Raw genomic sequence first — 876 nt, forward strand, 5'->3', positions numbered from 1 at the left:
CGCATGGATGCGGCGACCAAGCCCCCATGGATGGGTTTACGGCGTCCCCGCTAACCCACAGTGCCCCGCCATCCCACGGAATGCCGCTCTGGATTTGGCCGTTGACGTTGCATTGAGCAGGTGCAGGGCGCCGCCCTGCCGAACCCACCTCCCCCTTAGAACGGAGCCGCGGACTCGAACGCCAGCATGGCCCCCGTCACCGGGTGGCTGAACGCCAGCGCGCACGCATGCAGGTGCACCCGCTGCGCCGGCGTGGCGCCATACAACACATCTCCCACGATCGAATGACCAAGACTGGCCATGTGCAGCCGCAACTGATGGCTGCGCCCGGTCACCGGCTCCAGCGCCACGCGCGTGCGCTGCGCCTGCACATCGCGGGCGAGCACGCGCCACCGCGTCAGCGCCGGCTTGCCACGTTCGTGGTCGACCTGCTGCTTCGGCCGGTTCGGCCAGTCCACGATCAACGGCAGGTCCACCGCGCCGGCCTCTGCCTCCAGCAGCCCCTGCACCACCGCCTCGTAGCGCTTGCTGACACTGCGCTGCTCGAACTGCATCGACAACGCCGCCTGCATCGCCTTGCCGCGCGCATGCAGCAGCAGGCCCGACGTCACCTGGTCCAGGCGATGCACGGTCAACGCATCCGGGTACAGCGCCTGCAGCCGCGCCACCACGCAATCCTGGTTTTCTTCGCTGCGGCCGGGCACGGACAACAGGCCGGCCGGCTTCTCGGCCACCAGCAGTGCGTCGTCGATGTAATGCAGGTGGATCATCAGTATCCCTGGCCCTCAAACAGCAACGGGGAAGCCTGAGCTTCCCCGTTGCCTGGTACCGACCAACGGTCGGTACCTACCTTCTGGATCACGTACCGACCAACGG

1 protein-coding gene is annotated in these 876 nt (G+C 67.4%); it reads right to left on the reverse strand.

Annotated elements, in window-relative coordinates:
- Positions 1 to 155: 155 nt before the first annotated feature.
- Entirely contained in the window at positions 156 to 770 is a 615-nt protein-coding gene (locus IAE41_RS22310) for an RluA family pseudouridine synthase (protein WP_200734605.1), read from the reverse strand.
- Positions 771 to 876: the final 106 nt, after the last annotated feature.

This window comes from Stenotrophomonas sp. S39, assembly GCF_016624665.1.
Lineage (GTDB): Bacteria > Pseudomonadota > Gammaproteobacteria > Xanthomonadales > Xanthomonadaceae > Stenotrophomonas.

Coding starts and splice junctions, on each gene's coding strand:
- IAE41_RS22310 (WP_200734605.1), bottom strand. CDS start 770: ATGATCCACCTGCATTACATCGACGACGCACTGCTGGTGGCCGAGAAG.